Origin of the sequence: Vreelandella lutescens, assembly GCF_014640815.1 — a bacterium.
GTDB classification, from domain to species: domain Bacteria; phylum Pseudomonadota; class Gammaproteobacteria; order Pseudomonadales; family Halomonadaceae; genus Vreelandella; species Vreelandella lutescens.
On record NZ_BMHM01000001.1, the window covers coordinates 80,609 to 105,695 of the forward strand.

Consider the following 25,087-nt stretch of genomic DNA (forward strand, 5'->3'; position numbering starts at 1 on the left):
ATCGTTGAGCAACGCGTCGTGCAAAGGAGCAACAAGTGGGCCTGATACAGAATATTTTAGCCGTCATCGTCGTGCTGGGGCTGCTGGTGACGTTTCATGAATTTGGCCACTTTTGGGTCGCACGCCGCTGCGGCGTTAAAGTACTGCGCTTTTCCGTCGGTTTCGGCAAGCCGTTATGGTCGACGGTGGATCGACACGGAACCGAGTTTGCGGTGGCGGCCATTCCGCTGGGCGGCTACGTCAAAATGCTCGATGAGCGCGAAGCGCCCGTGCCGGAAGAGCAGCTAGACCAAGCCTTTAATCGTAAAACCGTATGGCAGCGCATTGCCATTGTGGCAGCTGGCCCCATTGCCAATTTCTTGCTGGCTATTGTGGCCTACTGGGCGCTGTTTGTGGCGGGTACGACCACCGTAGCGCCGCTGGTGGGCGACATTACTCCCAGCTCGCCTGCAGCAGAAGCGGGGCTTGAGCAGGGCAGTGAAATCACCGCTATCCAGGGCGATGCGATGCGCTCCTGGGAAGAGATTAATTTAAAGCTTGTATCGATGATTGGTTTTAGCGGCGACTTAACCATTGAAGCGCTGCCTGAAGGGGCCAGCGCCTCGCGCAGCTATCAGTTGCCTCTGAGTAACTACATGGTTCGCCAGGATCCGCCGCAGCCGCTTCAGAGCCTTGGGTTCTCGCCTTGGCGTCCTGACGTCCCACCCATTTTGGGGCAAGTGGTGGCGGGGCAGGCCGCCGCAGAAGCGGGGCTTCAGGAGGGGGATCGTATACTCTCTCTCAATGGCGAATCCATCAGTGACTGGATGCAGTTTGTGGCAGTGATTCGCGATAGCGCCGGTGAGACGCTGACCGTGGGTTACCAGCGCGATAGCGAGCAAGGCTCCCTTTCGCTCACCCCAGGACGTAATACGCTGGAGAGTGGTGACGAGGTTGGGTACATTGGTGCTGGTGCACAGCCGTTTAGCTGGCCTGAGTCATTGCAGCGCGAAATCCGCTACGGGCCAATTGAGGCCGTAGGCCAGGCGCTGTCACGTACCGGAGAGATGGTACTGCTGACAGTGGATGCGATCCGCAAGATGTTGGTGGGGCTCATTTCACCCTCTAATCTGTCTGGGCCGATTACCATCGCGCAAATTTCGGGTGATTCGGCGCGCGCTGGAGTAGAAGCCTTTGTGGGCTTTCTAGCGTATCTTTCGATTAGTTTAGGTGTGCTGAATTTGCTGCCCATTCCGGTGCTCGACGGCGGTCATCTGCTTTACTATTTTGTCGAGGTATTGCGTGGGCGGCCGGTATCTGAGCAAACACAAGCGATAGGGCTGCGCATCGGGCTTGCCATGGTTGGCACCCTGATGCTGATGGCGCTCTATTTCGATTTGATGCGCCTGTGGTAATAACGCGTGTAGCGCGCAGGATGCCTTGTCATCTGCCTGCACAAATGTATATGGTGCCTGTCTCAACCGACGGGCAGACCAACGCGAGCGAACTGACTGCATGAAAATCAAGACCCTTGGAATGGCGGCACTCTTGCTGGTAGGCGCCAGCGGCGCCCAAGCACAATCTTTTGATGTTTCAGACATTCGTGTGGAAGGACTGCAGCGGGTTTCCGCCGCCTCGGTCTTTAATGCGTTCCCCGTTAGCGCTAACGACCGCGTTGACGAGCAGCAGCTAGCCGCTGCCGCTCGCGACCTGTTCGCCACCGGGCTGTTTGAAGATGTCTCATTAGCCCGGGAAGGCGACGTGCTGGTGATCCAAGTGGTCGAGCGTCCAACCATCGCGCGCTTGAACATTGAAGGCAACGACCAGATTTCCGATGAAGACCTGCGCAACGGTCTGCGCCAATCCGGCTTGTCCGAGGGCCAGGTTCTACAGCTCTCGACGCTAGAAGAGATCGAGCGTGAGCTTGAGGGCGTTTATCAGTCCCAAGGCCGCTACAGCGCCAGTATCAATGTAGAAGTCGAAGAAATTGATGAAGGCCGGGTTCAGGTCAACATCGATATCAACGAAGGTGAAGTGGCCAAAATTCGCCAAATCAACATCGTTGGTAATCAAGATTTCGATGATGACACGCTGCGAGAAGTGTTTGAGTTGAATGACCGTCCGGGTCGCATCTTTGGCTGGTTCTCAAAAGATGAGTACTCTCGTGAAGCGCTCTCCGGTGATATCGAGCGTTTGCGTTCTTTTTATCTAGATCGCGGTTATGTCAATTTTGATGTCACCTCCACTCAGGTATCTATTGGGCCTGAGAAATCAGAAATCTTCATTACTCTGAATATTGATGAAGGCAGTCAGTATCGCGTGGGTGATATTCGTTTTGCGGGCGACCTGCAGGTCAGTGAGAACGAAGCGCGTAGCCTTTTGGAAATCAATAGCGGCGATATCTTCTCCCGCGGTGACGTCAATGCCTCCACCGAAGCGCTGCGCCAGCGTTTAGGGGCTGAGGGCTTCGCGTTTGCTGAGGTGCAAGGCATTCCTGAAGTGGCGGATGACGGTGAAACCGTCGATCTTGTTATTGCCGTTAACCCAGGGCAGCGCGCTTACGTTCGCCGCATCGAATTCTATGGCAACACCACGACTCAAGATGAAGTGCTGCGCCGGGAAATGATTCAGTTAGAAGGCGCACCTGCTTCGACCGAGTCGATCACCCAGTCCCGCCAGCGTCTGGAGCGCCTAGGCTTCTTCAGTCAGGTGGAAGTGGATACACAGCCGGTACCGGGCGAGCCTGGCCTGCTGGATGTCACCTATAACGTGGAAGAGCAGCCCTCTGGTTCGGTCTCGGCCAGCGTCGGCTTCTCGCAAAGTGCGGGTGTCATCTACGGGGTTGGCCTAGCGCAGAACAATTTCTTGGGAACCGGTAACCGCGTCAATATCGGTGCTCAGCGCAGTGACACCTTTACCAGTGTCAACTTTGCCTTCACCGACCCCTACTGGACGCTGGACGGCATCTCTCGCGGGTACAACCTGTTCTACCGCGAAACCGACTACGCCGACTCCGATATCTCGACCTTCTCGACCGACGCGTACGGTGCCGGTATCAACTTTGGTTACCCCATCAGCGAGCTGTCTCGTCTGAACTTTGGTGCCAGCGTTGAAGATGTCACGGTGAAGACCTACTTCGACACTGCTTCGGAGATCCGTCGCTATGTGGAAGACCAGGGCGAGAATGCGCAAAGCCTCAAGCTGACCGCTAGCTGGACGCGTAACAACCTGAACCGCGGCATTATGCCTACCGCCGGTAACTACCAGCGCGTATCGCTGGAAACCGGCGTGCCGGGCAGCGATGCGGAGTACTACAAGCTCCAGGCCCGCGCCCAACAGCTCTTCCCGTTTAACAATGACGAAACCTGGGCGATGAAGTTTAGCGGTAACCTAGGCTACGCTGACACGCTGGGCAGTAACGACCCTTACCCGTTCTATGAAAACTTCTACGCGGGTGGTTTAGGCTCGGTACGTGGCTTTACGTCGAATACGCTGGGCCAGCGCACAACACCTGCCCGTGAAGGCGGTCGTGACCGCACTCTGGGTGGTAACGTCATCTTAGAAGGCACGGCGGAAATACTCTTCCCCATGCCGTTTGTAGAAAACCAGCGCTCGGTGCAGCCCTCGCTGTTCCTGGATGCAGGTAACACCTTCTTAAGCTCTTGCTACGACGTGTTGGAAGAAGATGCAGGTCGTCAGCAGTGCAGCTCCGGCGTAGACCTTGGCGACTTGCGCTACAGTGTAGGCATTGGCCTCTCTTGGCTGACGCCAGTGGGCCCGCTGACGTTTAGCGTGGCTGAGCCGTTGAACGACGAAAGTGGTGACGATACGCAGTTCTTCCAGTTCTCGCTGGGTCAAACGTTCTAATTTAAGGAGTAACACAATGATGCGTAAACTGACCGCCGCTGTGTGTCTGTTTGGGGCGATGACCCTACCTGCCTACGCTGCTGAAGTCGCCGTGCTGGACTGGCGCGCTGCGCTGATGAATACCCAATCGGCCCAGTCATCACTGAGCCAGTTGGAAGGTCAAATCGGTAGCCAGCAGCGAGAAGCTGAAGCGCTAGGCGGCGAGTTGCAGCAGCTGCAAACCCGCCTACAGCAGCAGGGCGAGACCATGTCTCAGTCGGAGCGTGATTCGTTGATTGCCGAACTTCAGCAGAAGGGCGGCCGCTTTGAGCAACTGCGTCGTGAAGTGCTGCAGGCACAGCAGGCCTCTGAGCAGCAGTTTCTTGAAAGTGCAGAGTCTAAGTTGGAGCAGGCGGTTGAACAGGTGCTCGAGCGTCACAACATCGATGTGCTCGTTGAGCCACAGGGCGTACTGCACTCCTCAACAGACCTGCCCAACGTGACGAACGAAGTCACTCAGATTTTTGACTCGCTGAACTAATTTAATGACTGTTGGTGCGGCTTCGCCGCACCACTGCTTCCTTGGGCTCCCATGACGCACGCTTCTCACTACCTCACCCTTGCGGACATCGCACGCCATCTGGACGTTGATTTCGAGGGCGACGCCAATCAGCCCATTCGCGGTTTGGCAACGCTCAAGGAAGCAGCGTCAGATCAGGTCGCTTTTCTCGCTAACCGTGCCTACTTAAAAGATCTGGCTACTACCAAAGCGGCGGCCGTATTGCTACATCCGGAGCATGGTAAAAACTGCCCGGTGCCGCGCCTGGAAATGAGCAATCCCTACTTAGGCTATGCCAAGCTTTCTCAGCTGTTTGATCCGCTACCTGCACGTGACGTGCCGGGCATTCACACGACCGCTGTGGTAGCTGACGGAGTCACGCTGGGGGAGGGAGTGTGTGTCCAAGCCCATGCGGTGATTGAGACAGGCGTCGTTCTGGGTGACCGTGTTGTCGTTGGTGCTGGTAGCGTCATTGGCGCTGATAGCATTATCGGCGAGGATACGCGGCTGCACGCCAATGTGACGGTATGTCACGGCGTCGTGGTGGGTAAGCGCGGGATTTTGCAAAGCGGCTGTGTGATTGGCGGTGACGGTTTTGGGTTTGCCCACGATGGCGCTGGCTGGCACAAAATTGCCCAGTTAGGCGGCGTAGTGCTTGGTGACGATGTGGAAGTGGGCAGCTGCTCCAGCATTGATCGGGGCGCGTTAGGGGATACCGTGATTGGCAACGATGTCAAAATCGATAGCCAAGTACAGATTGCCCATAACGTGACGATTGGCGACCACAGTGCCTTGGCGGGCTGTGTGGGTATTGCCGGGTCGACCAAGGTAGGCAAACACTGCATGCTGGGTGGCGGCGTGGGCCTGTCGGGCCACCTGACGATCTGTGATGGGGTTCAAGTGACGGGCATGAGCCTTGTCACCAACTCCATTCACGAACCGGGGGTTTACTCCTCGGGTACCGGTGCCATGAGCAACACGCAATGGCGTAAGAACGCGGTACGTTTTAAGCAGCTCGACGATATTGCCAAGCGGTTGGCACGCGTGGAAAAAAGCCAGCGAGAATCGTGAAGAAAGAAGGATTTCCAGAGGCAGTGGCTTGAGGCTGAATAGCAGCAGGTTATAATCCACTGCCTTTTTACCAGTAGGCATACTGGTGCGTGCCTGATACTGCTCAGGCCTTTTGTCATTTTAGAGGTCGTTACGATGGTTATGGATATCAACGAAATTCGCGAATACTTGCCCCACCGCTACCCATTTTTGCTGGTGGATCGAGTCACGCAGTTAACCGTGGGCGAATCCATCGTTGCGTATAAAAATGTGAGCATCAACGAGCCTTTTTTCAATGGCCACTTTCCTCATCACCCCATTATGCCGGGTGTGCTGGTAGTGGAGGCGTTGGCACAGGTGTGCGGTATTTTAGGCTTTAAAACCGTCAATAAACTGCCGGCTGATGGCTACGTCTATTACCTTGTGGGCAGTGACAACGTGCGCTTTAAGCGTCCTGTGATGCCTGGCGATAAGCTCACGCTGGAAGCCAACGTCATTCGTGGTAAGCGTGGTATTTGGAAATTCGCTTGTCGCGCCACGGTAGACGGTGAGCTGGCGTGTGAAGCAGAAATCATTTGTGCTGAGAGGAAGGTGGCTTGATACATCCTACTGCACTGGTTGACCCGTCGGCTCAGCTTGCTGACGACGTTGAGGTCGGCCCGTTTAGCGTGATTGGGCCCGGCGTCACGATTGGCGCTGGTTCGGTCATTGGTCCCCACGTGGTGGTGAAAGGCCCCACGGTGCTGGGTGAGCGCACGCGTATTTTTCAATTTGCCTCGGTAGGGGAAGATTGTCAGGACAAAAAGTACGCAGGCGAGCCAACGCGCCTGGTGATGGGCGACGATAACGTGATTCGTGAGGGGGTAACCCTGCATCGCGGTACCGTCCAAGACCGTAGCGAAACCACCATTGGTTCACGCAACCTGTTTATGGCCTACGTGCATGTGGGGCATGACTGCGTGATAGGCAATGACTGTATTCTCGCCAACCAAGTGACCTTGGCGGGGCACGTGACCCTGGGCGACCACGCTATTTTGGGCGGCCTGGCAGCGGTGCATCAGTTCTGTCACTTTGGCGACCACGCCATGGCAGGCGGTGGTTCGATCATCACCAAAGATACCCCCGCTTTTGTCATGATCAACGGCAACCCCGCTGAAGCCCGTGGACTTAACTTGGTCGGTTTAAAGCGTCGTGGGTTTAGCCGCGAAGCCATTGCCGGACTCACCGCGGCTTACAAGCTGGTGTACCGCCAAGGGTTAACGGTTGAGCAGGCCATCAGCGATATGCGTAGCCGCTTTGACATCCCTGAAGTCACTCTGTTTGCTGACTCTATTGAGCGCTCGACACGCGGCATTGTGCGTTAACACTTACACCTAATCGGTTTCCCCGTCACTATGACATTGCAGCGTGTATATCTTGTGGCAGGCGAGCTCTCTGGCGATATCTTAGGCGCTGGGTTAATGCGTGAGCTGCGTGCCCGTCATCCTACGGTGGAGTTTCGCGGCATGGGCGGCCCGCGTATGGAAGCGCAGGGCCTTGAAAGCCGCTTCCCGCTGGAAACCCTCTCGGTGATGGGGCTGGTGGAGGTGCTTAAGCACCTTCCTGAGCTGCTGCGCGTGCGTCGTACTCTGCGTGAGGAAGCTTTGGCTTGGCAGCCGGATATCATGATCGGTATCGATGCTCCCGACTTCAATATTGGGCTGGAAAAGCAGCTACGGGAAGCAGGGCTGAAAACGGCACATTACGTTAGCCCATCGGTATGGGCATGGCGCCAGGGGCGAGTGAAAAAAATCGCCAAGGCCGTGGATCTCATGCTCACGCTGCTGCCTTTTGAAGCCGACTTTTACCATCGCCATCAGGTGCCGGTGTCCTTTGTTGGTCATCCGCTAGCCGATGAATTGCCCCTAGAGAATGATCGCGATGGTGCTCGACAGGCGCTAGGTTTAGCACCAGATACGCCGGTGTTAGCACTGCTGCCGGGCTCCCGTGGCAATGAAATTCGCTTTATGGGCGCTACGTTTTTAGACGCGGTCACGCTGCTCTGCCTGCGCCATCCAAGCTTGCAGGTGGTCATTCCAGCGGCGACCGCGCAGCGTCATGCCGAGTTAAGCCAGCTACTGGCAAAGTATCCCGCATTAGCCCAGCAGATAACGCTTTTAGAGGGGCAAGCCCGCGAGGCGATGGTGGCCAGCGACGCAGTGCTGTTGACCTCAGGCACGGCAGCACTAGAAGCTATGTTGTGCCATCGCGGCATGCTGGTCGCGTATAAAATGGCCCCTGCCACCCACTGGCTCGCCAAGCGGCTGGTGAAAACGCAGTGGATCTCGCTGCCCAACCTGATTGCCCAGGAGAGCGTGGTGCCCGAGCTGATCCAGCATGCGGCCACCCCAGAAGCGATTGCCGAGCAAATAGGCCAGTTATTCAGCGATGCCGAGATGCGCCATGCCCTGGAAGCACGCTTTGCCGCGATGCATGCGAACCTACAGCGCTCGGCAAGTGAGCGCGCCGCGCAGGCCATTACGGCCCTGGTAGCAGGCGAACCGCTGGAGGCGACAGCCGATGGCGCTTAAGCCGAGTGATTTTCCACCGCTGGTGGTGGAGTACACGGGTGACTTCCTGGCCGGTGTTGATGAAGTCGGCCGGGGGCCGCTGGTAGGCAGCGTGGTCGCTGCCGCCGTGATACTGGACCCCAGGGCTCCCATTGACGGCTTAACAGACTCTAAAAAGCTCACTGCCCGCAGGCGCGAAGCGCTGGATGTGCAGATTCGTGAGCATGCGCTGGCCTTTGCGGTGGCAGAGGCCAGCGCAGAAGAGGTCGACTCGCTCAATATCTATCATGCAACGCATCTGGCCATGCGCCGCGCAGTAGATGCGTTAGCGCCCCAGGCGGAGTATCTGCTGGTCGATGGCAACCGGCTACCGGGACACGCGCTGCCGGGCCAAGCGGTGGTGAAGGGGGATGCCCGACATCCGGCCATTGCCGCCGCGTCTATTCTGGCGAAAGTCGTGCGTGACGCACAGATGGTGGCGCTGGATCTGCGCTATCCTGAGTATGGCTTTGCCCGCCACAAGGGCTATCCGACGAAAGAGCACCTAGCGGCCCTGCAAGCCCACGGCCCGTTGGTCGAGCACCGTAAAAGCTTTGCTCCGGTGCAGCGCCAGTTAGCGCTGCTGTAAGCTTTTTTCTATTTATCTAGCGTTTTATGCTGAGAGTCTCATGACGGTTCCGTTCGTTCATCTTCGTTTGCACAGTGAATACTCCCTGGTCGATGGCTTGGTTAAGCTCAAGTCGCTGGTCAGTACGACCGCTGAGCGCGGGATGCCAGCGCTGGCGCTCACCGACGAGACGAACCTGTTTGGTTTAGTAAAGTTCTACAAAGCCGCCCAGGGCGCAGGGCTCAAGCCCATCATCGGCAGCGATTTATGGCTCTCGAACCCTCACGATGAGGCGCACCCGTACCGTATTACGCTGCTGGCGATGAACGATGTGGGTTACCGCAATCTCACCGAGCTGATCTCTAAAGGCTGGACCGATGGGCAACGCCAGGGGCGGGCGATTCTTGATAAGCAGTGGGTGCTGGCACAAAGCGAAGGGCTCATCGCACTGTCGGGTGGTCGAGAGGGCGAGATTGGCCGCCACTTGCTCTCCGAGCATGAGCGGGAAGCACGGCTACTGCTAGAAGAGTGGCAGCAGGCCTTTCCCGACCGCTTCTATTTAGAGCTGATTCGCACCGGTCGCCCGCTGGAAGAGGACTGTGTGCATGCCAGCGTTCAACTGGCTATCGAGACGAACACGCCAGTTGTTGCCACCAACGACGTGCGCTTCCTGGAACGGGAAGACTTCTGGGCCCACGAAACCCGCGTGTCGATTGGCGAGGGCAAGGCGCTGGACGACCCCCGTCGCGAGCGCCGCTACACCGAAGAGCAGTACCTGAAAAGCCCAGAGGAGATGGCGGCGCTGTTTGCCGATATCCCCGAGGCGCTGGAAAATAGCGTGATGATTGCCGAGCGCTGCAGCGTCAATGTGCGTTTGGGAGAGATCTTCCTGCCAGAGTTCGGTATCCCCGAGGGCATGACCCAGGATGAATTCTTCCGCAAGGTCTCCCACGATGGCCTCACCGAGCGGCTCGATTTTCTGTTCCCTGCCGAGCAGTACCCTCGTGATAGCGAAGCGTTCCGCGAGATTGACCAGCGCTACCGCGACCGGCTGGAGTTCGAGCTGAACGTTATTATCCAGATGGGCTTTCCTGGCTACTTCCTGATCGTGATGGACTTTATCCAGTGGGCCAAGGATAACAACGTGCCGGTGGGGCCGGGGCGTGGCTCCGGTGCAGGCTCTTTGGTGGCCTACGCGCAAAAAATTACTGATCTAGACCCTATTGGCTACGACCTGCTGTTTGAGCGCTTTCTTAACCCCGAGCGTGTCTCCATGCCCGACTTTGACGTCGATTTCTGCATGGAGAAACGCGATAAGGTCATCGAGTACGTGGCCGACCGTTACGGCCGTAACGCAGTGTCCCAGATCGTCACGTTTGGCACCATGGCCGCGAAGGCGGTGGTGCGAGATGTGGCCCGTGCCCAGGGCAAACCCTATTCGCTGGGCGACAAGCTCTCGAAGCTGATTCCTTTTGAAGTGGGCATGACGCTGGCCAAGGCCATTGAGCAAGAGCCCGCGCTTAAAGAGTTTATTGGCAACGACGAAGAGGCCGAAGAGATCTGGGAAATGGCCCTCAAACTTGAGGGCACGACCCGTGGCACCGGTAAGCACGCGGGCGGCGTGGTGATTGCACCGACCAAGCTCACCGACTTTTCACCGCTGTTGTGCGATGAAGACGGCGCGGGCTTAGTGGTGCAGTTCGATAAAAACGATATCGAAGACGCCGGGCTGGTCAAATTCGACTTCTTGGGCCTGCGTACCCTCACCATCATCGACTGGGCGCTTGAGATGGTGGACAAGGTACGTGACGTGAACGGCCAAGGGCCGCTCAATATTGACGCCATCCCGCTGGATGACGGCAAAACCTTTGAGATGCTCAAACGGGCAGAGACCACGGCGGTCTTCCAGCTGGAATCCCGCGGTATGAAGGAGCTTATTAAGCGCCTGCTGCCCGACTCCCTGGACGATATGATCGCCCTGGTGGCGCTGTTCCGCCCTGGCCCGCTGCAGTCGGGCATGGTGGATGACTTTATCAACCGTAAGCATGGCCGGGCAGAAGTCTCTTATCCACACCCGGATTACCAGCACGACCTGTTAAAACCGGTGTTAACGCCCACCTACGGCATCATTCTCTACCAAGAGCAGGTCATGCAGATTGCTCAGGTGATGGCCGGATATACCCTGGGGCAGGCCGATATGCTGCGCCGTGCGATGGGTAAGAAGAAGCCCGAAGAGATGGCCAAGCAGCGGGCAGGCTTTATGGAGGGCTGCGCGGCCAACGGCATTGATAAAGATCTGGCCGGTAACATCTTCGACCTGGTAGAGAAGTTTGCCGGTTACGGCTTCAACAAGTCGCACTCGGCGGCCTACGCGCTGGTGTCGTATCAAACTGCGTGGCTGAAAGCCCACTATCCAGGGCCGTTTATGGCGGCGGTCATGTCCACGGAGATGGATAACCTGGACAAGGTAGTGCCGCTGATTGAAGAGTGTCGCCACCTAAAGCTCACCGTGACGCCACCCGACGTCAACGTAGGTGGCTATAAATTTACCGTGGATACGGAAGGCCGCGTGGTTTACGGCCTAGGGGCTATCCGTGGCGTTGGTGAAGGGCCGATTGGCGCGATTGTGGAAGCGCGACAAGCCGATGGCCCGTACAAAGATCTGTTCGATTTCTGCCGTCGCATCGACCCGAAGCGGATGAACAAGCGCACGTTGGAAGCGCTGATTCGCTCTGGCGCGCTGGATAACCTGGGCCCCAACCGCGCTGTGCTATTTGCGGCGATGGAAGATGCGCTCAAAGCCGCCGCTCAGAATCACGCCAACCAGAATCTGGGCATGCTGGACATGTTTGGCGATGCCTTTTCTAACGAGGAAGAGGCCAGCGATGTCTACGCCGAGTACCTACATGCGCGTGAGTGGACGGATCGTGAACGCTTATCCGGTGAAAAAGACACCCTGGGGCTGTATCTCACCGGGCATCCTATTGATGAGTATGAGCGCGAGCTGAAGCGCTTTGTCTCCACACGTATCAGCGACTTAAAACCCTCCCGCGAGCCTCAGCGTGTCGCTGGCCTCGTGGTCGCCATGCGCACGATGAAGTCCAAGCGCGGCGATACCATGGCGTTTATCACCCTGGATGACCGTACTGGTCGCATTGAAGCGTCGCTGTTTGGTGAACTCTTTGAACAACTGCGCGGCCAAATTGAATCTGATCAAGTCATCATTGTAGAGGGCGAAGTCTCCAGCGATGATTTCTCCGGTGGCCTGCGCCTGCGTGGCAAAGATGTCACGCCCATGGTGACCGCGCGGGTACGCTACGGCCAAGCCGTTGAGCTGGCCCTCGATGCCGGGCAGATTAACGGGCGTTTGGTAGAGAGCCTGCGAGATAGCCTCACCCCCTTCCGGGATGAAGCAGGCTTACCCGTTCGCCTTCAATACCGTCACCCAGATGCCGTGGCCTGGTTAGCGTTGGCCGATGAGTGGAAGGTGTCGCCCAGCGATGACCTGCTGCTGGCCCTGCGGGATGTGCAGGGCCAAGTGGGCGTGCAGCTTCGCTATCGTTAACGACGCCGCGCGAGCCCTGCCACAGGGTTCGCGCGTGAATTGAAGAGCCAGTGCCTTGCGTGGCGGGGTCAGGGTGCGATAATACCCTCCATTGAATGCTCATTTACAGGCAGAGCCGATGAATCCAAATTATCTTGATTTTGAACAGCCCGTTGCCGAACTCCAGGCAAAGATTGAAGAGCTGCGTTTGGTTAGCTCCGACAGCCAGGTGAATCTTTCTGATGAGATTTCACGCTTAGAAGAGAAGAGTCGCAAGCTAACCGAGTCGATCTTCAAAGACTTGACGCCCTGGCAGGTGTCTCAGCTGTCGCGGCACCCCCAGCGCCCCTATACGCTGGATTACCTGGAGCATGTCTTTACCGATTTTGATGAGCTTCACGGTGACCGTAATTTCGCCGATGACGCCGCCCTCGTTGGCGGCGTTGCGCGCCTAAACGATGCGCCGGTGATGGTAATTGGCCACCAAAAAGGCCGCGATGTTAAAGAAAAAGTGCGCCGTAATTTTGGCATGCCGCGCCCTGAAGGCTACCGCAAAGCGTGCCGCCTGATGGAGATGGCCGAGCGTTTTAAAATGCCCATTCTGACGTTTATCGATACGCCCGGTGCGTATCCCGGTATCGATGCGGAAGAGCGTGGCCAGTCAGAAGCCATCGCCTATAACTTGGCCGTCATGTCACGCCTGAAAACGCCGATTATCTCCACCGTGGTGGGCGAGGGCGGCTCTGGTGGCGCGCTGGCCATTGGCGTTTGTGATGAGCTGCATATGCTGCAGTACTCCACCTACTCGGTCATTTCGCCGGAAGGCTGCGCTTCGATTTTGTGGAAGAGTGCCGAAAAAGCCTCCGATGCCGCCCAGGCCATGGGGATTACCGCTGAGCGCTTAAAAGAGCTGGGCTTTGTAGACTCGCTTATCAAAGAGCCGCTGGGCGGTGCCCATCGGCATCCGGTGGATACCGCAGCGCGTGTGAAAGAGGCGCTGACGGCAAGCCTTGGCCGCCTGCAGGCGCTGGATACCGATGCCCTGCTTGAGCGTCGCTATAAGCGCTTGATGAGCTATGGCGCCCCAGCCGCCTAATCCGCTTTCAAGCCTGCTGAACGACGCCCTGGCGGAAACCCCGCCGGGGCGTCGCGTTTGGGTCGCGCTCTCCGGTGGCTTGGACTCCTCGCTGTTGTTAACGCTAGCCGCTGAGGCCTGCCAAATCAGCGGCCATCGCCTGCATGCGCTCCACGTCAATCACGGATTACAAGCCGCAGCGGCTGGCTTTGAAACCCACTGCCAGCAGCTGTGTGAGCGGCTGAGCGTACCGTTGACCACGGAGCATGTGGCGGTTGAAGTGCAGGGCGACGGCGTAGAGGGCGCGGCCCGGCGTGCCCGCTACGCTGCCTTTCAACGCCACATCGCCCTCGGGGAGGCGCTCTGGCTTGGTCAGCATCAGGATGATCAGGCGGAGACCCTCTTACTGGCAGCGCTGCGTGGTAGTGGTATTCGTGGGCTGGCAGGCATGCCGTATCGCCGTGAGTGGCAAGGCATCGTGCTGCTGCGCCCTTGGCTGAGCGTCAGCCGCCAAACCCTGGCGGATACGGCTCACGCCTTATCGCTTAGCTGGTGCGAAGACCCTACCAACCGTGATCTTGCGTTGGATCGTAACCGCTTACGCCATGACGTGCTGCCAACGCTGACTCAGCGCTGGCCGGGTGCGGTGCGCTCGCTGGCGCAGAGCGCTGGCTTGGCCGGTGAGGCCGATGCGCTGCTCGCCAGTTATGCGAGCGAGGAGCTGGCAACGCTGACGCTGAGCCATGGTTGCTTAAATGCAGCGGCGCTGGCCGCATTGCCGTTGCCCCGCCAGCGGCTGCTGATACGCACGCTCTGCCAACAGTTAGAGTTGCCCACGCCGCCCCAGGCGCGTCTTGATAGCCTGATTCGCCAGCTCATGGCGTCCCAAGATGCTCAGGTATTGGTAGAGTGGCCCGGCGTTCAGGCGCGGGTGTGGCGGCGCAGGCTGTATCTTATGACGGCGTTGGCTGCGTTGCCGGATTGGCAGACGCCTTGGAACGGAGAGCCGGGAGTGAGCACTCCGCTTGGGCCGCTGCAGCTTCGTCTGGAAGGCGGTGCGTTCCAAACAGAACCGCTCATGCTGCGTTGGCGTCAGGGTGGGGAGGTGCTTGTGCTGCCTGGCCGTGGTCGGCGCGATCTAAAGCGCTTGTTACAAGAGGGCGACATACCGCCCTGGGAGCGCGAGCGGATGATGGTAGTGATGGCGGGAGAGCGCTGTCTTGGCGTGCTCCAACCGCCTGCCAACGTGCGGTGGCAGGCGGAAGGGGCTACTTTTCAAGTTCACGTTTCAGGTTGAGCGCTAGGAGGCAGTCTCTAGGTTGAGCGTAAACCCTGCGCTGGTCATAAACGCCTGTTCCTGCTCTAAATCGGTGCTAAGCAGGGTCGGCTCTTCGCTGGGTGGCAGCGTAATGGTCAGCGCATCGCTGCTGCTGTCGGCAGCGATAGCGGGGAGGGAGGGCGCGCCTTCTGGACGTGAATGGTTGATCAAAACGGCCAAGCGTAGCAGCCGGGCCAGTTTAGCCGCGCTGTGCTGCTGAGATACGGGCAGCGCCTGCCACTCCTTCAGCGGAAATTTACGCCGGTGAGCGCGCACTAAAAACGCCAGCAAGCGCTGCTCTGGGCGGGAGAACCCGGCGAGATCCGAATGCTCTAGCAAGTAAGCCCCATGGCGATGGAACTGGCTATGGGAAATCGCCAGCCCAATTTCATGGACATGGCTCGCCCAACTGACGTAATGGCCCTGTTCAGTGGTTAAGCCCCATGGCTGCTTTACCTCGGAAAACAGCCGTTTAGCGGTTTCCGCCACGTTTTCTGCTTGGCGGGTATCGACGTCATACACCCGCTTAAGCATATCGAGGGTTTTGGAACGGGTGTCTTCGGCGCTGTTGCGCCCCGCCATGTCATACAGCACGCCTTCACGCAAAGCGCCGTCGGCAAAGCGCATCTGATGCAGGTCAAAGGCTTCAAAGATAGCGCTCAAGATCGCAATGCCTGCGGGGAATACGCGGGCACGATCTGGCTTAAGACCATCCAGCTCGACCTTATCCAACTGCTTGCACTTTAACAGCCGCTCGCGCAGCTTTTTCAGCCCGCTGCGGGTAATGACCCCTTCTTGAGGCGTGTCACCGTACGCGTAAAGCACGCTGGCGGCGGCTTTAATGGTGCCGCTGGAGCCGACGGGGTCATCCCACCCCAGGCGCTGATAAGGGCGCTGAATATTGGCAAGCTCAGAAAGCGCGGCCAGTTCGGCGCGACGCATACGCTTTTCGGTCAACTCGCCGTCGGCAAAAAAGCGCCCGGTAAAGGTGACGCAGCCCATGCGCAGGCTTTCCAGCGCCTTGGGTTCAAAGGCTTCACCGATAATGAACTCGGTGGAACCGCCGCCAATATCCACAATCAAGCGGCGACCGCTTTCCGCTAGGGCGTGGGCGGCACCTAAATAAATCAGGCGTGCCTCTTCGCGCCCGGCAATAATTTCAATGGCGTGACCAAGCTGGGCTTCTGCCCGCTCAATAAAGGCTTGGCTGTTATGGGCATCGCGCAGGGCGTTAGTGCCCACGACCCGCAGGTTGGGCCCTTCAATATCGGTTAAAAATGGCGCAAAACGGCCCAGACAATCCAGCGCACGCTGCATAGCGGCTTCGCTGAGGTAACCGTTCTCGTCAAGGCCTGCCGCCAACTGGACTTTTTCACCCATTCGAGCAACAACCTGTAAACGCTCATTTTGGTAGTTGGCAACGAGCAGGTGAAAACTGTTGGAGCCCAGGTCAATGGCGGCTAGGCGCTGCGGTTCACCGCTCTCAAACTCGGCGATGGGGGCAGCGATGGGGAGCGAAATGTCCTTGGGCATGAGCTATCCTTCAAATTGGCTACGCCAAGGTTGCGGCGCACTCTGACTATTGTCAATTGCCAAAGGCTTGCGTTTGTCGCGGGGCTTGACTACCATCGAGCTACTGGCTTGATCCGAGTTGGCTTGTTCGTCTAACAAGCGCACTGACTCGGGCGTCCCGAGCAGTACGTATCCAGATGGCATCAGCCAGATGTCCAAGTCGTCAGATTACCCGCTAAAACACTGTTTTCTGAAACACTGCTTTCTGTGCCAATCAGATTAACTAGTTTATTTGCACCCTCATGCCCAGCAGTTAACGATGCCATTTACTACGCTTTAGGCATTGTAGAGAGACTGCCAAGCACTGTTTACCTGAGCGCGTGCCTAGACGGGGTTCTGAACGCATCACTCGGCGCTTAGCCCTATTATTTAGGCCACGCCTCCTGTCTTATTCCCGGCGCTTAGCGCCTAGCTTTCATGAGCAATTTTCTAACACACCGATGAATCTCACTGAACTCAAGCAAAAAACCGTTCCCGAGCTGCTCGATATCGCCCGCGAAATGGGTATCGACAACCTCGCCCGTTCGCGCAAGCAGGACATCATTTTCGCCATCCTCAAGAAACACGCCAAAAGCGGCGAGGATATCTATGGCGACGGTGTGCTGGAAATTCTTCAGGATGGCTTCGGCTTCCTGCGTAGCGCCGACAGCTCGTACCTCGCCGGACCGGACGATATCTACGTATCGCCTTCACAGATTCGTCGTTTCAATCTGCGCAAAGGCGACTCCATTTCCGGCAAAATCCGCCCGCCGAAAGAAGGCGAGCGCTACTTTGCCCTGCTCAAAGTCAGCCAGATCAATTTTGACCGTCCGGAAAACGCCAAGCACAAGATTCTCTTTGAGAACTTAACGCCGCTGTTCCCGGACGACCGTCTGCGCATGGAAATCGGCAACGGTTCAACGGAAGATCTGACGGCTCGGATCATCGATCTGACTGCGCCGATTGGTAAAGGTCAGCGTGGCCTGCTGGTGTCTCCGCCCAAAGCGGGTAAGACGCTGATGCTGCAGAACATCGCCACGTCCATTACGCGTAACAACCCTGAGTGCCATCTGATCGTTCTACTGATCGATGAGCGCCCGGAGGAAGTCACCGAGATGTCGCGTACCGTGCGCGGTGAAGTGGTGGCCTCTACCTTCGATGAACCGCCCGCCCGTCACGTACAGGTGGCTGAAATGGTCATCGAGAAGGCCAAGCGCCTGGTAGAGCACAAGAAAGATGTCGTGATTCTGCTCGACTCGATCACTCGTCTAGCGCGTGCCTACAACACCGTGGTACCCAGCTCTGGCAAGGTGCTCACCGGTGGTGTCGATGCCCATGCGCTTGAGAAGCCGAAACGCTTCTTTGGTGCAGCGCGTAATATCGAAGAGGGCGGCAGCCTAACGATTATTGCCACCGCGCTGGTGGATACCGGCTCGAAAATGGACGAAGTCATCTTCGAAGAGTTCAAGGGCACCGGCAACATGGAAGCGCACCTTGACCGCAAGCTGGCCGAGAAGCGCGTGTTCCCGGCGATCAATATCCGCCGTAGCGGTACGCGTCGCGAAGACCTGCTGGCCTCTGAAGATGAAATGCAGCGCATGTGGATTTTGCGCAAGCTGCTTAACCCGATGGAAGACACCGCAGCGACCGAGTTCCTGATTGATCGTCTGAAAGACACCAAGACGAACCTGGAATTCTTTGAAGCGATGAAGCGCCGCTAAGGCGCTGCATTGTTGCTGCACTAGCAAGACAGCGTCTGACAGCCGGGTTAAGGAGAGTGCTTTGAAGTATAACGACTTGCGCGACTTTATTGCGGCGCTAGAGGCCCAGGGTGAGCTAAAGCGCATTAAGGCAGAAGTTGACCCCTATCTAGAAATTACCGAAATCTGCGACCGTACCCTACGTGCTGGCGGCCCTGCGCTGCTGTTTGAAAACGTGAAGGGCCATGATATGCCGCTGCTGGGCAACCTATTCGGTACGCCGAAACGGGTAGCCTTGGGGATGGGGCAGGATTCGGTGGAAGCGCTGCGAGAAGTGGGTAAGCTGCTGGCCTTCTTAAAAGAGCCGGATCCCCCCAAGGGCCTTAAAGATGCCTGGGATAAGCTGCCGATTTTCAAGCAAGTGCTCAGCATGGGGCCGAAAAACGTTAAGCGTGCGCCCGTCCAGGAAGTGGTGTACGAAGGTGATGATGTTGATCTAGGCCGACTGCCGATCCAGCACTGCTGGCCAGGCGATGCGGCACCGCTTGTCACTTGGCCGCTGGTGATTACCAAAGGCCCGCATAAAAAACGCCAGAACCTAGGGATCTATCGTCAGCAGAAAATCGGCAAAAATCGCCTGATTATGCGTTGGCTCTCCCATCGCGGCGGTGCTTTGGATTTTCTTGAGTTCCAAAAAGCTCACCCCGGCGAACCTTTCCCCGTTGCGGTGGCGCTGGGCGCTGATCCGGCGACCATTTTAGGCGCGGTGACGCCAGTACCCGATACGCTGTCGGAATATGCCTTTGCGGGCCTGCTGCGCGGTTCGCGCACCGAGCTTGTGAAGTGTGCGCATTCAGATCTTGATGTCCCCGCTTCCGCTGAAATCATTCTCGAAGGGTTTCTCTACCCCGACGACATGGCACCAGAAGGTCCCTTTGGTGACCATACCGGTTACTACAATGAGGTAGACCACTTCCCGGTGTTTACCGTCACGCGGATGACCATGCGCCGCGATGCGATCTATCACTCCACCTATACCGGCCGTCCGCCCGATGAGCCTGCCATTTTAGGTGTCGCACTGAACGAAGTGTTCGTGCCTATTTTGTGCAAGCAGTTTCCTGAAATCGTCGACTTCTACCTGCCGCCGGAAGGGTGCTCCTACCGTATGGCGGTGGTGACCATGAAGAAGCAGTACCCCGGCCACGCCAAGCGCGTGATGATGGGGGTATGGAGCTTCTTGCGTCAGTTTATGTACACCAAGTTTGTGATCGTACTGGATGACGATGTCGATGCGCGTAACTGGGAAGACGTGATGTGGGCGATTACCACGCGCATGGACCCGGCACGGGACACGGTGATGGTAGAGAACACCCCCATCGACTACCTCGACTTTGCGTCGCCGGTCTCCGGACTGGGCTCCAAAATGGGGCTGGATGCCACCAACAAGTGGCCGGGTGAAACCGACCGTGAGTGGGGCACCCCCATTGTCATGGACGACGCGGTGAAAACCCGCGTTGATGAGCGCTGGGACGAGCTGGGTATCGACATTCCGTTGCCCACACCGCGCCATAGTTAATGCGCTGTGCGGGTTGAACGATTTTCCACAAAGAGGCTTTCATGAGCGCTAGGACGTTAACGTGTAAAACGCTAACCTGCCAAGTTACCGCCGTTGAGGATCTAAATCCTGACGTGTTTATGGTAACGCTCGCTGGGCGCGCCGAGGCAATGCAGCATGCCCCTGGTCAATACCTAGAAATAAAACTAGATGACGCCACTTGGGTGCCGTTCTCGATTGCTAGCTGTGATCGCGGCGATGGCACGCTGGAGCTACAGATTCAGCACTGGCCAGAGCGGGATAACTCGCAGCGCATGCGCCAGTTGCTACAGGTGGCTAACCAGCTCACCGTGCGCCTGCCTAGTGGCGATTGTGTGCTGGATACTCAAAGCGAGCGTCCGCTGCTGTTGATTGCAGCCGGTACCGGTTTTGCCCAGATGAAAGCCATTGTTGAAGCAGCGCTGCGTGACCAACCCTCACGGCCTATTTCGCTCTGGTGGGCAAATAGAGAGCATCGCGATCTCTACGCAGAAGACCTTGCCTGTGAGTGGGCGCAGCAGCATGACCATGTTGCGTTTCATGCAGTGACAGAATTTCCGCTGACCGAGCCCTTAGCGCCGGGCGAACGTATTGCCCATCATCAGGGCCGCGTTGATCTGGTGTTAGAGAGTGAGCTTGCCAACGCCCCGGTAACGCCCAGCGACTGTGATATTTATTTATCGGGTTCCCCGGGTATGGTGTATGCCTGTGTTGATATACTGGAACGGCTTGGGGGCAGCAATGAGCGAATGTTCTCGGATGTATTTGCCTATGCCCCGCGCCCTCACTAAAATAATCCATCTCTTTTTGGCGTGCGGCGTTAGCCGTGAACACTACTGATAACGAGGAGGCTGCCATGGCCCATCACGACGACAATTTTAAAGACGAGTCAGGCATTGTGCCGATTATCGTGGGCATCGTGATCCTGGTCGGCATGAGTGCACTACCGGCGACTATTGGTTGGATTCAGGCATTTGGTAATTAATAGGCTGAGCGTCCGGCGGCTGAACCATTAATTGCTAGTTGCCATTTAGCGTTCAGGCAGGCAGGATTAAGCGAGTTCGTTGTTAACTTTTGAGGAAGTACCTATGCCACATGGCAAACACTTACCAAGCATTGATGCCAAACCGGAAACGGTGGCACGCGCTTGGGCGAGCGTGGGTGCAACTCAACACTTTTACTACGCAGCGTATTGGTTTAGCCACGGTGTGCCCCTGGCCGACGCCTAACGTCGCGCCAACAGGCACACCACCTCGGTTGCCTGCCGCACGCAAAGAAGCCTCGGTGGGTAACTCCACCGGGGCTTCTTTCGTTTTACCCATACTCATTTTCATAGGTCATTTATTAAGGAGCTGCACCATGTCTTACCGCGCCCACTTCATCGCTAGCCTCAACGTCATCCGTTATATCGGTTATGGCTATAGCTGGCGATTTAGCGACGCGCGGTTGGTGCAAGCGGCCACCTCCGACCGTGCCCGCCTGGGTGGCAAGTTGTTGATGCGATGTCACGCGTTATGTCATACGAATTCGGAGAGTTAACCTATGAATGCCCCTATCAATACCGCTTGTTCCTCTATGTCTCAGGCCGCCACGCTGATGTCTGCAACGGCGCTACCGCTACCCACTGAGTTGCGTCAACGGGTGGTGGTGAACAGCACTCTCAGCGAACAAATTGACCAGCAGCGCCAAGCAGTACAGCGTATTCTCAATGGCCAGGATGACCGCTTACTGGTGGTGGTGGGGCCGTGTTCTATCCACGACCCAGATGCTGCCCTGGAGTACGCGGATCGTCTAGCCGCTCTTAGTGATGAGATCAGTGAACAGGTTCTGCCCGTGATGCGAGTGTACGTTGAAAAGCCGCGCACCACGGTAGGTTGGAAGGGACTGGCTTACGATCCTGATCTCGATGGTAGCGGCGACATGCCGCGCGGCATCGCGCTTTGCCGTGAGCTAATGCACGCCGTCGCATCCCGTGGCCTGCCGGTAGCCACCGAACTTCTACAGCCCATGTTGGCCCCGTACCTAGATGACCTGCTGAGCTGGGTAGCCATTGGAGCGCGCACGACGGAATCCCAATTGCACCGGGAGCTGGCCAGCGACCTCAGCGCCGCCGTAGGTTTCAAAAATGCCACCAGCGGCGATGTGCAGGTCGCCATTGACGCTATGCAGGCCGCTGCTCACTCCCATCAGCGCTTCGCGATGGATAGCCAGGGCCGCCCCATCATGCAGGAGACCGCCGGCAACCCGCATACCCACGTGGTGCTGCGCGGTGGCCACGGCGAGCCCAACTACCAAGCGCACCATGTACGCAGCGCGGTCAATACGCTGCGCGAGGCGGGCCAGAATCCGCGTTTGATGGTGGACTGCAGCCACGCCAACGCCCGCAAAGATCATCGCCGCCAAAGCGAAGTGATGCTGGATGTATTAGCCCAGCGCCAAGCGGGTGATGCCAACTTGGTGGCGCTGATGCTGGAGAGCCACCTGTTCGAAGGCAAGCAAGCGCTTGCACCCAGCGCGCTACGTTACGGCGTGTCGGTGACCGATGCCTGCGTAAACTGGGAAACCACAGAGCGACTGCTGAAAACCGCCGCTGAGCGTATTGCCTAGTTTTCGCACACCTTCTAGTGCGTTGACTGCCCCGGCCAGCCCCGTATCATAAGGGTTCCCTTTGATCTTGAGGTTGGCCATGGCTTTTTCCCTTGAACAGCACGATCCTGAGACCTACCGACGTAAAGCCCGCATGATCAGCGTGGCGATGGCCGGGCAGCTGATTGTTTTTGGCCTGCTGTTTTCTATGCTGCTGACCACCACATTTGGCAGCAGTATCTGGTTGAATGCGCTAGGCGTACTGCTTGGTCTGCTTGCCACGAGCGCAATGTTTGCTGCGCTCAGAGAGCGCCCTTGGATGACCGAGATGCGCTATGTCTGGCAGCTTAAGCACCACCTGTCGCGGATTAGCAGCTACTTGCAGCCGCTGCGCCGTGCGGTGGAAGAGGATAATCGCTTAGCGCTGGATATTTTGACCTTTTACCACCAGGGCATGGCCCAGTTGGCGGAACTGAACGGCCGCACCACGGATGACGATGCCGAGCGTTTAGCGGAAAAAATGCAGGTTAAGGTCAAGCGCGAAGCGTTAGGCTTACCCAAAGAAGTGACTTCTTTCGACCCTCAGGACCTGAGTGCCTTTAAACAAAAATGATCAAGGCGCTGGGCTTATGACTGATGAGGGACACAACAGGGAGCGTGTTCAATGAGTACTAGTGTAACGTCACTACCATTCGCCACGGCGGCAGCCGCCGCTTTACTGCTGGCAGGCTGCGCAACCGGTACACCTGCCCCAGAGCAGCCGGTAAAAACTACCGTGCAGAGCAGCGCGCCGCTGCTGCCTTCGGTGCTGTTTCCCGGTAGCGCCGAGCGCTTTCAAGCCTGGAATTGCCAGCCAGCCAATCAAGACTTAGTCACGGCCATTAATGGTGAAGAGCTGCGTCTATGGTCGCTCCACGGCGCATGGCGACTGCCTCAAGCTGTGGTCGCCAGCGGTGCTCGCTACCAGGATGGGGATATCAGTTTTTGGAATCGTGGCGATCAAGCGCAAATCGAAACGCCGCGTGGGCAGCTTCAATGCCAGCAAGGCATCCAGCGTGCTATTGCGACGCGTACCAGCCACCCAGGCGTGATGTTTTTGGCGCGAGGCAACGAGCCGGGCTGGTCGATTGAGCTGGCAAATGATGCGCCGGTCATGACCTGGACGACCAACTACGGCAGAGAGACGAGCACTCTGCCCTACATGGTCAGCGTGATGGATAATGACGCGGGCAGGGTAGTGATTGAGAACGCCAACGCTGAACAGTTTTTCCGCGTCCGTATTGAGTCAGGTGCCTGCTTTGATGACATGAGCGGAGAGCCTTACCCCGCTCGTGTCACGCTTACCGTGGGAGGCGAGCAATATAAAGGGTGTGGCCAGGGCATCGCACCCTAGCCACCGTCCGTTAGCAGCGGTACAGAAACGGCTCTGCGCGCCACTGGGGTTCCACGTAATCGCTGGCGCATAGGGCCGATATATCACCACCGGCTCGGGCGGCTAGCCGCGCTAACGTCGCCAAGTGAATACCTCGCGGACTGCGTACTTCTTCGCTCATCTCTACGGGTACCCACTGATCGCCTTCTCGGGTTGCCAGGGTGAAGTTAAATGGGTGAAAACCGGGAAAGCCTAGCCGAATATCGGTGGCGATCAACGTCTCTTGCCCGTTGATATAACGTGTTTCAAAGCGTAAAAACGGCCCGGTAAACCAGGTCAGTCGCTGACCTAGTGGGCCTTCTAGCGCGCTTGCTTCCAGCGCCACGTTGCGGCGCAGCGGCTCAAGGGCGGGTAGTCGATCACGATCAAACACGCTGATTAAGCTCTCGTAGTAGCGATCCTCATCGATGACCGTAGCGCGCCACAAAGCAATGTTAAACGGCGTGGGTTGGATCAATACGGGAGCAGACTGTAAGTCAGCATCGGCCAGTGCCGGTGCCAAGCGTTGTTCAACGCTCCACTTAGCCCCTGCCGCCAGTAAAAGATAAACGCAAGAGATCGCTAGGCCAGTGCGGCAGGCGTTATGCACCTTGTGAGAGAAGCTACCAATAATCAGGGCTATCAGCAGCGGTAAGGTATAGAACGGATCAATAATAAAAATGATAGGCCAAGCTGCGGGCGGTGCATCCAGCGGCCAGAGTAACTGAGTACCATAGGTAGTGAGTGAATCAAGCAGCGGGTGGGTCACTAAAATCAGTGTAAAAAAGCACCACCAGCGTCCCAACGAAATATCTCTGGCAGGGGCAAAGCGAGCACACAGTACGGCCAGTAGTGTTGCTAAACCCGTCAGCACGAACAGCGAGTGGCTGAAGCCGCGATGCTCGGTGACATTGGCAATCGCATCGCCATAATCCAGCGCGACATCCAAATCAGGCAGGGTGCCTAACAGCGCTCCTATTAGAATAGCTTTACGGCCCAGGCGCTTACCCAGTACCGCGCCACCTACAGCAGCCCCAAGCGCCGCTTGTGTAATCGAATCCACAGACCTCTCCTCGACATGCGGGTGACTAAGCGTGTTAGCGACCAAGCACGTTTTTCCTAGGTGAACCGCCGTGACACCATTATACAGCGTTTCTATTTTCTATTTTACTGTCGCAATCTTGTCTATGTTTTAATGGTTCTATGTAGCCTGCTCGGCAACGCTCAGGCAGGAGCCGCGCGTACTTTTTACCACCCTTCAATGAAGAGGAAATGACATGCAGTTTTTACATACCATGGTTCGTGTCAACGACTTAGATGCTTCGCTTCACTTTTATTGTGACCTGCTCGGCCTGAAAGAAGTGCGCCGCAAAGAGAACGAAAAGGGCCGTTTTACGCTGGTGTTCCTGGCGGCTCCTGAAGATGAAGCGCGCTCCGAGCGTCTCACTGCACCTGAGTTAGAACTGACCTATAACTGGGACCCAGAAGAGTACACTGGGGGGCGCAACTTTGGTCACTTGGCTTATCGTGTTGACGACATTTACGCCCTTTGCCAGCATCTGCAGGATAACGGCGTGACCATCAACCGTCCTCCCCGCGATGGTCACATGGCCTTCGTTAAGTCGCCTGACGGCATCTCCGTTGAACTGCTGCAAAAAGGCGACGCGTTGTCACCACAGGAGCCCTGGGCCTCTATGGAAAACAGCGGTAGCTGGTAA

Annotated in this window: 22 protein-coding genes; 20 read left to right on the top strand and 2 right to left on the bottom strand. The window is 57.2% G+C overall.

The window, feature by feature from the left end; all coding sequences use genetic code 11:
- Positions 1-35: 35 nt before the first annotated feature.
- From rseP to tilS, 11 genes are all read left to right on the top strand, one after another.
- Positions 36-1,394 (top strand): RIP metalloprotease RseP, encoded by a 1,359-nt coding sequence (gene rseP / locus IEW65_RS00430; RefSeq protein WP_188637556.1) that lies wholly within the window; start codon positions 36-38, stop codon positions 1,392-1,394.
- Between the two features lie 100 nt (positions 1,395-1,494).
- Positions 1,495-3,846, top strand: coding sequence for an outer membrane protein assembly factor BamA (bamA, locus tag IEW65_RS00435; RefSeq protein ID WP_422822586.1), 2,352 nt, complete (start codon positions 1,495-1,497; stop codon positions 3,844-3,846).
- 19 nt (positions 3,847-3,865) lie between these two features.
- Positions 3,866-4,366 carry an OmpH/Skp family outer membrane protein gene (locus tag IEW65_RS00440; RefSeq protein WP_188638253.1) on the top strand — a complete coding sequence of 167 codons (501 nt, stop codon included), beginning with the start codon at positions 3,866-3,868 and terminating at the stop codon, positions 4,364-4,366.
- A 51-nt stretch (positions 4,367-4,417) separates the two neighbouring features.
- A complete protein-coding gene (lpxD, locus tag IEW65_RS00445; RefSeq protein WP_188637557.1) occupies positions 4,418-5,455 on the top strand; it encodes a UDP-3-O-(3-hydroxymyristoyl)glucosamine N-acyltransferase in 1,038 nt (345 codons plus the stop codon).
- Positions 5,456-5,590: 135 nt separating this feature from the next.
- A complete protein-coding gene (fabZ, locus tag IEW65_RS00450) occupies positions 5,591-6,034 on the top strand; it encodes a 3-hydroxyacyl-ACP dehydratase FabZ (RefSeq protein ID WP_188637558.1) in 444 nt (147 codons plus the stop codon).
- Positions 6,031-6,798 carry an acyl-ACP--UDP-N-acetylglucosamine O-acyltransferase gene (gene lpxA / locus IEW65_RS00455; protein WP_188637559.1) on the top strand — a complete coding sequence of 256 codons (768 nt, stop codon included), beginning with the start codon at positions 6,031-6,033 and terminating at the stop codon, positions 6,796-6,798. The genes fabZ and lpxA overlap by 4 nt, the downstream gene beginning before the upstream one ends.
- 30 nt (positions 6,799-6,828) lie before the next feature.
- A complete protein-coding gene (gene lpxB, locus IEW65_RS00460; RefSeq protein WP_188637560.1) occupies positions 6,829-8,004 on the top strand; it encodes a lipid-A-disaccharide synthase in 1,176 nt (391 codons plus the stop codon).
- Positions 7,994-8,611, top strand: coding sequence for a ribonuclease HII (rnhB, locus tag IEW65_RS00465; protein ID WP_188637561.1), 618 nt, complete (start codon positions 7,994-7,996; stop codon positions 8,609-8,611). The genes lpxB and rnhB overlap by 11 nt, the downstream gene beginning before the upstream one ends.
- A gap of 40 nt (positions 8,612-8,651) precedes the next feature.
- The gene (gene dnaE / locus IEW65_RS00470; RefSeq protein ID WP_188637562.1) at positions 8,652-12,155 is read left to right on the top strand and encodes a DNA polymerase III subunit alpha; all 3,504 of its coding nucleotides are present in this window, start codon (positions 8,652-8,654) and stop codon (positions 12,153-12,155) included.
- A 118-nt stretch (positions 12,156-12,273) separates the two neighbouring features.
- The gene (gene accA / locus IEW65_RS00475; RefSeq protein ID WP_188637563.1) at positions 12,274-13,230 is read left to right on the top strand and encodes an acetyl-CoA carboxylase carboxyl transferase subunit alpha; all 957 of its coding nucleotides are present in this window, start codon (positions 12,274-12,276) and stop codon (positions 13,228-13,230) included.
- Entirely contained in the window at positions 13,211-14,506 is a 1,296-nt protein-coding gene (tilS, locus tag IEW65_RS00480; RefSeq protein WP_188637564.1) for a tRNA lysidine(34) synthetase TilS, read from the top strand. The genes accA and tilS overlap by 20 nt, the downstream gene beginning before the upstream one ends.
- A gap of 3 nt (positions 14,507-14,509) precedes the next feature.
- Here the strand turns inward: tilS and ppx are convergent, their stop codons facing one another.
- On the bottom strand, positions 14,510-16,060 hold the full coding sequence (gene ppx, locus IEW65_RS00485) for an exopolyphosphatase (protein ID WP_188637565.1): 1,551 nt from the start codon (positions 16,058-16,060) through the stop codon (positions 14,510-14,512).
- A gap of 479 nt (positions 16,061-16,539) precedes the next feature.
- Here ppx and rho point away from each other — a divergent pair, with 479 nt between their 5' ends.
- The 8 genes from rho (at position 16,540) to IEW65_RS00520 (ending at position 23,351) form a co-directional block, all read left to right on the top strand.
- Positions 16,540-17,799: a transcription termination factor Rho gene (gene rho / locus IEW65_RS00490; RefSeq protein WP_038481222.1), complete on the top strand. Its 1,260-nt coding sequence runs from the start codon at positions 16,540-16,542 to the stop codon at positions 17,797-17,799.
- 61 nt (positions 17,800-17,860) lie between these two features.
- Positions 17,861-19,354 (top strand): 4-hydroxy-3-polyprenylbenzoate decarboxylase, encoded by a 1,494-nt coding sequence (ubiD, locus tag IEW65_RS00495; protein ID WP_188637566.1) that lies wholly within the window; start codon positions 17,861-17,863, stop codon positions 19,352-19,354.
- 41 nt (positions 19,355-19,395) lie between these two features.
- Positions 19,396-20,163: an NAD(P)H-flavin reductase gene (locus tag IEW65_RS00500; protein ID WP_188637567.1), complete on the top strand. Its 768-nt coding sequence runs from the start codon at positions 19,396-19,398 to the stop codon at positions 20,161-20,163.
- Between the two features lie 65 nt (positions 20,164-20,228).
- A complete protein-coding gene (locus tag IEW65_RS17125; RefSeq protein WP_268234688.1) occupies positions 20,229-20,357 on the top strand; it encodes a hypothetical protein in 129 nt (42 codons plus the stop codon).
- Between the two features lie 103 nt (positions 20,358-20,460).
- Entirely contained in the window at positions 20,461-20,601 is a 141-nt protein-coding gene (locus IEW65_RS00505) for a hypothetical protein (RefSeq protein WP_188637568.1), read from the top strand.
- 313 nt (positions 20,602-20,914) lie between these two features.
- Positions 20,915-21,979, top strand: coding sequence for a 3-deoxy-7-phosphoheptulonate synthase (locus IEW65_RS00510; protein WP_188637569.1), 1,065 nt, complete (start codon positions 20,915-20,917; stop codon positions 21,977-21,979).
- A 79-nt stretch (positions 21,980-22,058) separates the two neighbouring features.
- Complete coding sequence (locus IEW65_RS00515; RefSeq protein ID WP_188637570.1) at positions 22,059-22,571, top strand: DUF3087 family protein; 513 nt, start codon at positions 22,059-22,061, stop codon at positions 22,569-22,571.
- Between the two features lie 51 nt (positions 22,572-22,622).
- Positions 22,623-23,351 carry an MliC family protein gene (locus tag IEW65_RS00520; RefSeq protein WP_188637571.1) on the top strand — a complete coding sequence of 243 codons (729 nt, stop codon included), beginning with the start codon at positions 22,623-22,625 and terminating at the stop codon, positions 23,349-23,351.
- Positions 23,352-23,361: 10 nt separating this feature from the next.
- On the opposite strand, the gene IEW65_RS00525 is transcribed toward IEW65_RS00520, so the two are convergent.
- Positions 23,362-24,432 (bottom strand): metal-dependent hydrolase, encoded by a 1,071-nt coding sequence (locus IEW65_RS00525; RefSeq protein WP_188637572.1) that lies wholly within the window; start codon positions 24,430-24,432, stop codon positions 23,362-23,364.
- A 214-nt stretch (positions 24,433-24,646) separates the two neighbouring features.
- On the opposite strand from IEW65_RS00525, the gene gloA reads away from it, so the two are divergent.
- Positions 24,647-25,087, top strand: coding sequence for a lactoylglutathione lyase (gene gloA / locus IEW65_RS00530; protein WP_188637573.1), 441 nt, complete (start codon positions 24,647-24,649; stop codon positions 25,085-25,087).

Bases quoted from the DNA above. Each gene is read 5' to 3' on its own strand.
- bamA (WP_422822586.1), top strand. From the start codon at position 1,495: ATGAAAATCAAGACCCTTGGAATGGCGGCACTCTTGCTGGTAGGCGCC.
- IEW65_RS00440 (WP_188638253.1), top strand. From the start codon at position 3,866: ATGCGTAAACTGACCGCCGCTGTGTGTCTGTTTGGGGCGATGACCCTA.
- lpxD (WP_188637557.1), top strand. From the start codon at position 4,418: ATGACGCACGCTTCTCACTACCTCACCCTTGCGGACATCGCACGCCAT.
- fabZ (WP_188637558.1), top strand. From the start codon at position 5,591: ATGGTTATGGATATCAACGAAATTCGCGAATACTTGCCCCACCGCTAC.
- lpxB (WP_188637560.1), top strand. From the start codon at position 6,829: ATGACATTGCAGCGTGTATATCTTGTGGCAGGCGAGCTCTCTGGCGAT.
- rnhB (WP_188637561.1), top strand. From the start codon at position 7,994: ATGGCGCTTAAGCCGAGTGATTTTCCACCGCTGGTGGTGGAGTACACG.
- dnaE (WP_188637562.1), top strand. From the start codon at position 8,652: ATGACGGTTCCGTTCGTTCATCTTCGTTTGCACAGTGAATACTCCCTG.
- accA (WP_188637563.1), top strand. From the start codon at position 12,274: ATGAATCCAAATTATCTTGATTTTGAACAGCCCGTTGCCGAACTCCAG.
- tilS (WP_188637564.1), top strand. From the start codon at position 13,211: ATGGCGCCCCAGCCGCCTAATCCGCTTTCAAGCCTGCTGAACGACGCC.
- ppx (WP_188637565.1), bottom strand. From the start codon at position 16,060: ATGCCCAAGGACATTTCGCTCCCCATCGCTGCCCCCATCGCCGAGTTT.
- rho (WP_038481222.1), top strand. From the start codon at position 16,540: ATGAATCTCACTGAACTCAAGCAAAAAACCGTTCCCGAGCTGCTCGAT.
- IEW65_RS00500 (WP_188637567.1), top strand. From the start codon at position 19,396: ATGAGCGCTAGGACGTTAACGTGTAAAACGCTAACCTGCCAAGTTACC.
- IEW65_RS17125 (WP_268234688.1), top strand. From the start codon at position 20,229: ATGGCCCATCACGACGACAATTTTAAAGACGAGTCAGGCATTGTGCCG.
- IEW65_RS00505 (WP_188637568.1), top strand. From the start codon at position 20,461: ATGCCACATGGCAAACACTTACCAAGCATTGATGCCAAACCGGAAACG.
- IEW65_RS00510 (WP_188637569.1), top strand. From the start codon at position 20,915: ATGAATGCCCCTATCAATACCGCTTGTTCCTCTATGTCTCAGGCCGCC.
- IEW65_RS00515 (WP_188637570.1), top strand. From the start codon at position 22,059: ATGGCTTTTTCCCTTGAACAGCACGATCCTGAGACCTACCGACGTAAA.
- IEW65_RS00520 (WP_188637571.1), top strand. From the start codon at position 22,623: ATGAGTACTAGTGTAACGTCACTACCATTCGCCACGGCGGCAGCCGCC.
- gloA (WP_188637573.1), top strand. From the start codon at position 24,647: ATGCAGTTTTTACATACCATGGTTCGTGTCAACGACTTAGATGCTTCG.